Below are 6,941 nucleotides of genomic sequence, written 5' to 3' on the forward strand. Positions count from 1 at the left end.
ATATAAATTCATTAATCGATATCTATTTAGTTTTTTGTTCTGATAATAAGCCTCTATTTATCCCCTGTTTATCTGTTTGCTCTGATAATCAGCCCGAGAATAGTTCTGCTCCCTGGCAAGAAATGGCGGGTTTTGGCATTCACTTAAGGGCGGAAAAGAATGTTAAATCTATGGTATTCAAATGGGTTTTTTAGGTAGCGGAGGGGCTTGCAGACTGTGGAGTAGCGCAGGTTTTTGCCGTGGCTATTTGAGTAGCTTCACGTGATACATATTGACCGCCGTTGTTACTGATATCACCGTACTAGCTCCCTCTCCTTTTTGGGGCGAGGATTGGCGGTGGGGGAAATAGCGATCGTCGAATAACCGACAGGCATTATGACTATCAGGGGCGGTTTTTTGGATAATGAGAGGCAGGCCAGAGGCTTATGACAAGGGGGAACAGCTTTGCTGGGGAACGGGCGTTATTCTAACTGGCTGCCGGGTTTTAACGCGCAGATAAACAATGGGGAGTTGATCGAACTGAGCAGCACGGTGTCGGCATTGATTTTCCCCATTGCCAATTGCAGGCCGTCGTGGCTGTCTGACATTTCCCGCATAAAGTAATCGAAGATCACATCGGGTGATTGATCGATAGAGGACTTGCTGGAAACCCAGCGGTTGATCTGATAATAGCGGGCGCCGGGGGAAACGCGCTTGCTGGTATAATCAAACTGTACGTAGCGTTGCAAATAAAGCCAGCCTGCCTCGGAGTCTGAATATCCTTCCACCACGATCGAACCTTTACCTTTGGCATTAAAGTTAAAGTGAATATTGACGTTAACGGATTCAGTGACGGTGTCTTCAAAATGCATAATGGCTTTGGTTGAGCAGTTTAAAATATCATCGCGCCGGATAACATTCTGCTTAACGGTGATAAATAGTGAGACCAGTAGCAATATGATAGAGACGGCAAACAGCCTTCTCCCCCAGCCGATTGTTTTCATAATTTATTTCCATGAATAATAAAAATAGTTATCGCAGTAGCTGAATGTATTATCTTGATGTTTGGCACAGTGTGCGAGAAACGTCCGACCTAAACCGTTGGATTGCAGCTTATCACCATAAAAGAACAGAAAACGTTCGTCTTTATCATACTTGATGTTCTTTTTTTCTTTGACGGCAATAAAGTTTTTCAGGTAATTGTCGCGCATTCTTGGATTTATCATGGTGTCGGTGGATAACACCTCAATGGGGTCCTGCGCGACGGGGGTGAAGGTGAGAGGGGTCAGGCTGCCGTTGTTACTCCATGACCAGCCGAACAGCGCGATGGCTAGCAGGGATATCATCGCCCCGGCATAACCCCAGTAGCGATCGTTGCTGGTGATGACCGCCGCTACCGGCGTTGGTTCTGGAGCCATCTCGGCAGAGGATTGATGTTCGCTGGCATGTATCACCGGATGCACCAAGGAATCATCGATCACCTCGATCGTCAGCTCTGGGTTGATTTCTAGCCGGCCCCTGGCCACGGTGACGATCACGTTCTCAATGCCATAACGGCGGAAGGCTTTACGCAGGATGCTCAGGTACTGGTTCAGGTTGCTGTTGGAGGACATCAGCCCGTTGTCGTCCCACACTCGCTGCATCACCGTATCGCGGCTGATCACGCCAGGATGCTGGATCATGAAGAACAGCAGGGCGTTGGCAGTGATGGTGAGCTGGCTATCTGACTTGCCGCCGTCGTCCAGCTTTAGCGAGCCTTCGGTGGCGTCATAAATAAGAAAGGCATTAATTTTGTATTTCATTATCGCCCCTGGGTGATTGGCTGCCCGCGAACCGCGGAGGTTAAAGCTCCTCGAAGGTCATTGCCGCCAGCCTCGTCACCAATGCAAGCCGCTCTTCCGGCGTCATAGTGACTCCTTCCGTGAGTTCAGAAAGCCATAGGCCGTCTGCACCATAGCGCACCAAGTTACCTACGTAGCTGCGATCCAGTTCATCGGCGTTGGCCAGATGTTGCAGCACCCAGTCCCGCCAGCATTTACGCAACACCATTTCATGCGGCATGGCCAGCGACAGCAGGGCCAATTGACGGCTGGTGTCGCTTTCACTGATGCCTGCCAGGTACATCAGATAGGCCCGGGAGAAGCGCCCGCGTGGGTTATCGTCCTCGGCCATTAGCGCCATAATGCCGCGATCCATCACGGCCAGCAGGCGAATAAACAGCGCGTGGATTAGCTCCTGCCTGCCGGGAAAGTGGTGTAGCAGCCCGCCCTTGCTGACCCCAGCCTGTTTGGCGACGGCGTTTAACGACAGCGCGGCAATCCCATCTTTGGCTGCGATGATACTAGCGGCTTCCAGCAGCTGCTCTTGCAGCCGTTCCGGGTCTTTTTTGCGATGCACGTGGGTATTCATGCGGCGATCATACCGACCAGCCGGTATGTCATTTTTGATCGAGGTCAATCTGCTTCCCCTAAAGGTCAGACCAATCTTGAATAATGCTAAGTAGGTCAAACTATTTTATTTATCAATCAATTAGGAAAGCTTTTACTAGCTTAATCGAGGCGGGGGATAGGCGTGGAAGTTAATTTATGGCACGTGCGGTTCCCTCTCCTTGTGGGAGAGGGCCAGGGAGAGGGGCGTTTACAACAACCAATCCAGTATCAGGACACCGACCAGGCTGATCGCCCAGGCTAGGGTGGTGGGTACTGACCAGACCATCATCTGCTGCTTCACGTCCTTAATCCCCATCATCCGGTTGACGACCCAGAACATGCTGTCGTTAAAGTAGCTGAAGAACAGCGCGCCCATGGTGGCGGCCTGCGCGGCAGCGAGCATATTGACGCCGGGCAACTGGCTAACAATAGGAGCTGAGATAGACGCTGCGGTGATCATGGCAACGGTGCCCGACCCCTGTATCAAGCGCACCAGCGTAGCGATAAAGAAGGGGATTAACACCGGAGACAGTGGCAGATTGGCGACGTGCTGAGCCAGCAAGGTGCCGGTGCCACTTTCACGTAATACCGCCCCTAGCGCGCCACCGGCACCGGTCACCAGCAAGATAATCCCAGCGGCCTGCAAGCCTTCCTCCAGCCGCTCCAGCGTCTCGTGCTTGTCGACCTTGGGCATCAGGGTGTAAACCGCCAGCAGGACGCTGATGGCCAACGCAATCACCGGTGCGCCGAGGAAGGCAAAGGCTTGTCCCCACAGGCTTTCCCCCAGCCAGGACATTCCTTCAGCCTTGGCCAGCATAGTGTTCACCGCATTGATAAAGATCAGCACGATGGGGGCGATGATTGGCAGCAGCGATAGCGTTAAGCTCGGCAGCACCTTGGCTTCTTTCTCAGCCAGATAGCGCTGGTGGGCGGCCCGTAGGTCGTCCGGCTCATCTTCCTGGTTTTCCGGTGTAAAATCCGGGTAATAGGTGCCGAGCCAGCGCGCATAGATCACAATGCCGATCACGCAGGGAATGGCTAACACCAGCCCGGCCAGCATCATGGCGCCGATATCGACGCCGAAAATCCCCGCTACCCCTAATGGACCTGGTGTTGGTGGAACTGCGTGATGGGTAATGATCAGGCCACCCGCCAAGGCTACGCCGAGTGTCAGAAGATTGCGTTTACCCTTCTTGGCCAGTGCCTTGACCAACGGATAAAGGATGACGAAGGCCGAATCGACAAAAATCGGGATGCTGACGATATAGCCGGTGATCGCCAACGCCCACTCTTCGCGCTTTTTACCCAGCCACTTGATAAAGCTGAAGGCGATCTGCTCCGCTGCGCCGGAAACTTCCAGCACGCGGCCCATCATCACCCCCAGGCCAATAACAATCCCGATACTGCCGAGCGTGCTGCCAAACCCTTTGGAGATGGTATCTACCGTCTGCATGGCGCTCAACCCGCCGCTGATCCCGGCGATAGAGGCTGCTGCCAGCATGGCGATCAATGCATGAACCCGCGTGCGTAATACCAGCCACACCAGTACGAACACGGCCACCGCCAAACCAATGATGGGAGTATAAAGTGCCATAATCAGCTCCCGGCCTGTGGCATCTCATCACGCATAAAGGCGCGGATGATCTGCTGGAAGTTTTCATCGGCACGGAACCCCAACGCCAATGCACGTTGTATATCGAAGTTGCCCGGCCAACTGGCGACAATGCGATTGATGGCTTCGTCCGGCACAAAGTTCACCTTGGCACTAGCCTGCTCACCGGCCACCTCTTCCAGTGCGGCTAGCATCTGCTCTACTGTGACGCTGATGCCGGGCAGGTTGACGATGCGTGAGGTGCCGAACTGCGCGGTAGGCAACGTGGCGGCATGGATAAAGTTGCGTACCACGGTGCCAGGGCTGGACAGCCATAGCGTCAACTCTGGGGAGACCGGGCAGACTGAAGGCTCCCCGTGCAATGGTTCACGGATGATGCCGCTGGCAAAGGAGGACGCTGCCTTATTCGGCTTGCCGGGGCGCACGCTGATGGTGGGCAGTCGCAGCACCCGCGCATCGACGAACCCTTTGCGGGCGTAATCGTTGATCAACAGTTCACACAGGGCCTTTTGCGCGCCATAGGAGGATTGTGGCTGCACGGCGCACTCATCGGTGACGGTGGCCGGAAGCTGGCCGCCAAACACCGCCAGCGAGCTGGTGAAGATAAACTTCATTGCCGGGGCATTGCGGCGCGCGGCTTCCAACAGTTTGCGAGTGGCGTCAAAGTTCACCTGCATCCCGAGATCGAAATCGCTTTCCGCATGGCTGCTGACGATGGCGGCCAGGTGATAGAGCACGCTGCAATCGTTGTCGATCAGCCGATCGGCGGCATCGTGTTGAGTGAGATCGAGCGCCAGGCAGCGAACTCGCGGATCGGCTAGCGGGGCGTTAGGTTGTTGGATATCTGCCAGCACCAGTTCGTCAAAAGGTAGCGTATTGTCTTGCAGCAACGCGGCTGCCAAGCGTTGACCCAAAAAACCTGCTCCGCCAGTAATGATGACCTTCATGGTTATATTCCTTTGTAGGGGGTGTTATCAGAGGTTGATGCTGTGCAGCCGCACGCCACGCTCTTGGAGTTGTTGCTGCGTTTCTGGCGGCAGGGCAGCATCGCAGATGATGTCGTCGAGCGCCGCCAGCGAGCAGACGCGAAACATGCCGTACTTGCCGTATTTACTGCTGTCGGAGACCAGTACCTTGCGCCGGGCCACGTCCAGCAGCGCCTGTTTCACCAGCACTTTCTCCTCGTGTGGGGTAGATAGACCATGTTCCAGATCCCAGGAACTGGTGCTGATAAAGGCCACGTCGATATTCAAGGTGCGCAACAGCATGGCGGCGCAGCTGCCGACGCAGGAATAGTTGCGCTGATCGACCCGCCCACCGGTGTGAAACAGGTTGAGCTGGGGGCGATTCATCAGGTGCTGGATAATGGAAAAATCGTTGGTGACTACGGTCAGGTTGAAGCGTTCGGCCAGCTGGCGGGCGATCTCGAAGCTGGTTGTGCCCGCGTCCAGATAGACCACTTGGCCATCTTCGACCAACCCGGCGGCATATTTGCCGATTGCTCGCTTCTGCCGGTGATGCAGTTGGGCCTTCTCTTTGTAGGCCAGCTCCTGGCGTAGCGCGTCACTCAGGCGCACACCGCCACTGACGCTGATCACCTTGCCTTCTTCTTCCAGTTGATGGATGTCGCGCCTGACGGTCATATGTGAAACGCTCATCAACTCGGCCAGGGCCACGATGGTGACCAACTGATACTCATGTACATAGCGATAGATAAAATCGCGGCGTTCCGATGGGATCATCCTCAACTCCTGGTCGGTAGCGATGGTGCCGCTGGGTGGCTGTTATTTTTTGTTATGTTATTAATATTCAATCATTGGATTTAACAAATAAACGAGGGTTGTCACAGAAGGGTGGGTGGGGAGTTGTCGCGTTTATTGGTATAAAATTATTTATGTTCAATGTGTTGTGATTTTATTTCTCGCAAATGGGAGTCACAGAAGGTTGTGATGAAAAGTGTGAGGTGTAACAAAAAAGTGCAGGATGGTGGTGAGGGGATTGCCGGGCTCGGACAGCATGCTGACAAACTTCATCGGGTGCAAAACGTAGGAGCGCTGCATGCTGCGCCCGTTAATAGCTTGAGCCCTGCACCACTGTTCCAACACCTTCTAGCCGCGTTGACTGGGTAAGCCCAGGGTAATAAATAAGCAGAGTAAGCCGAAAAAATCGACGGGTGACGTTTTTTTCAACATTCAACTCGTTGAATGCTTGATAAGTGTTGCGCGAGGCAAGTGGGAAGGTATAATGACCACGTTTTCCGCATACTACTTCAGTGCCGAAGTGGCGAAATCGGTAGACGCAGTTGATTCAAAATCAACCGTAGAGATACGTGCCGGTTCGAGTCCGGCCTTCGGCACCATTAGTCAGTACGCAAATCAAGTCGCCTTCGAGCGGCTTTTTTTGTGCCTGAAATTCAGTATTCGCAAGGCTTCTTGAGGTTTTTCAGACAACCTGATTCAATCAACATCAACTTGGGGTTTACGTACGAACGTCTGCAATTTGCTTTGCCACCGGATTGATTGAACGGAAAAACTCAGTGATTTCATTGCTAACCAGTGCTCAGTACTCTAGTCGAACAGTAGGCTAGGTGTCGTATGTTTGCTAGGGTTATCCATTCGCAACTCTAAATGCTTCAGACATTCTTTCCTGCTCCCGAAGAGATAGTCCCAAACCATCAGCAATTGTCCTCCATTGAGCCACGATCCCCATAAAGTTTTCAATAATTTCATCGGCCTGCGTCAAGCTCAAACGGAAATATTCAGCGACTTCACGTGCCAGTTCGAGATCTAGTGCATTATCTGTTAGCGCCGATGTAAAAATGACCCACATGCCAATGTAAAATGGACCCACCATGGGTAAAACTGGCAGTTTTAAGCGAGCTGCCGATGCTAACATTGGAGTTAAGAGTGGAGATTGCTGTT

At 53.2% G+C, this 6,941-nt stretch carries 6 protein-coding genes, 1 tRNA gene and 1 pseudogene; 1 reads left to right on the forward strand and 7 read right to left on the reverse strand.

Annotation, left to right across the window (positions count from 1 at the left end; all coding sequences use genetic code 11):
- Positions 1-461: 461 nt before the first annotated feature.
- From ACMV5H_RS23300 to ACMV5H_RS23325, 6 genes are all read right to left on the reverse strand, one after another.
- Positions 462-983, reverse strand: coding sequence for a FidL-like protein (locus ACMV5H_RS23300; RefSeq protein WP_094982211.1), 522 nt, complete (start codon positions 981-983; stop codon positions 462-464).
- A gap of 3 nt (positions 984-986) precedes the next feature.
- The gene (locus tag ACMV5H_RS23305; RefSeq protein ID WP_414822578.1) at positions 987-1,781 is read right to left on the reverse strand and encodes a winged helix-turn-helix domain-containing protein; all 795 of its coding nucleotides are present in this window, start codon (positions 1,779-1,781) and stop codon (positions 987-989) included.
- A 40-nt stretch (positions 1,782-1,821) separates the two neighbouring features.
- Positions 1,822-2,388 carry a TetR/AcrR family transcriptional regulator gene (locus tag ACMV5H_RS23310; RefSeq protein ID WP_021179131.1) on the reverse strand — a complete coding sequence of 189 codons (567 nt, stop codon included), beginning with the start codon at positions 2,386-2,388 and terminating at the stop codon, positions 1,822-1,824.
- Between the two features lie 228 nt (positions 2,389-2,616).
- Positions 2,617-4,005: a GntP family permease gene (locus tag ACMV5H_RS23315; protein WP_223538499.1), complete on the reverse strand. Its 1,389-nt coding sequence runs from the start codon at positions 4,003-4,005 to the stop codon at positions 2,617-2,619.
- Positions 4,005-4,967 carry a D-erythronate dehydrogenase gene (gene denD / locus ACMV5H_RS23320; RefSeq protein WP_179252849.1) on the reverse strand — a complete coding sequence of 321 codons (963 nt, stop codon included), beginning with the start codon at positions 4,965-4,967 and terminating at the stop codon, positions 4,005-4,007. The genes ACMV5H_RS23315 and denD overlap by 1 nt, the downstream gene beginning before the upstream one ends.
- Positions 4,968-4,994: 27 nt before the next feature.
- Positions 4,995-5,762, reverse strand: a complete 768-nt coding sequence (locus tag ACMV5H_RS23325) for a DeoR/GlpR family DNA-binding transcription regulator (protein ID WP_021807830.1) — start codon at positions 5,760-5,762, stop codon at positions 4,995-4,997.
- Positions 5,763-6,294: 532 nt separating this feature from the next.
- On the opposite strand from ACMV5H_RS23325, the gene ACMV5H_RS23330 reads away from it, so the two are divergent.
- Positions 6,295-6,379, forward strand: a tRNA-Leu gene (locus ACMV5H_RS23330).
- Between the two features lie 248 nt (positions 6,380-6,627).
- Here ACMV5H_RS23330 and ACMV5H_RS23335 read toward each other — a convergent pair.
- Positions 6,628-6,941: pseudogene (locus ACMV5H_RS23335) on the reverse strand (hypothetical protein); the annotation flags it as partial.

This window comes from Serratia sp. N21D137 (assembly GCF_047530005.1).
In the GTDB taxonomy this organism is placed as follows: domain Bacteria; phylum Pseudomonadota; class Gammaproteobacteria; order Enterobacterales; family Enterobacteriaceae; genus Chania; species Chania fonticola_B.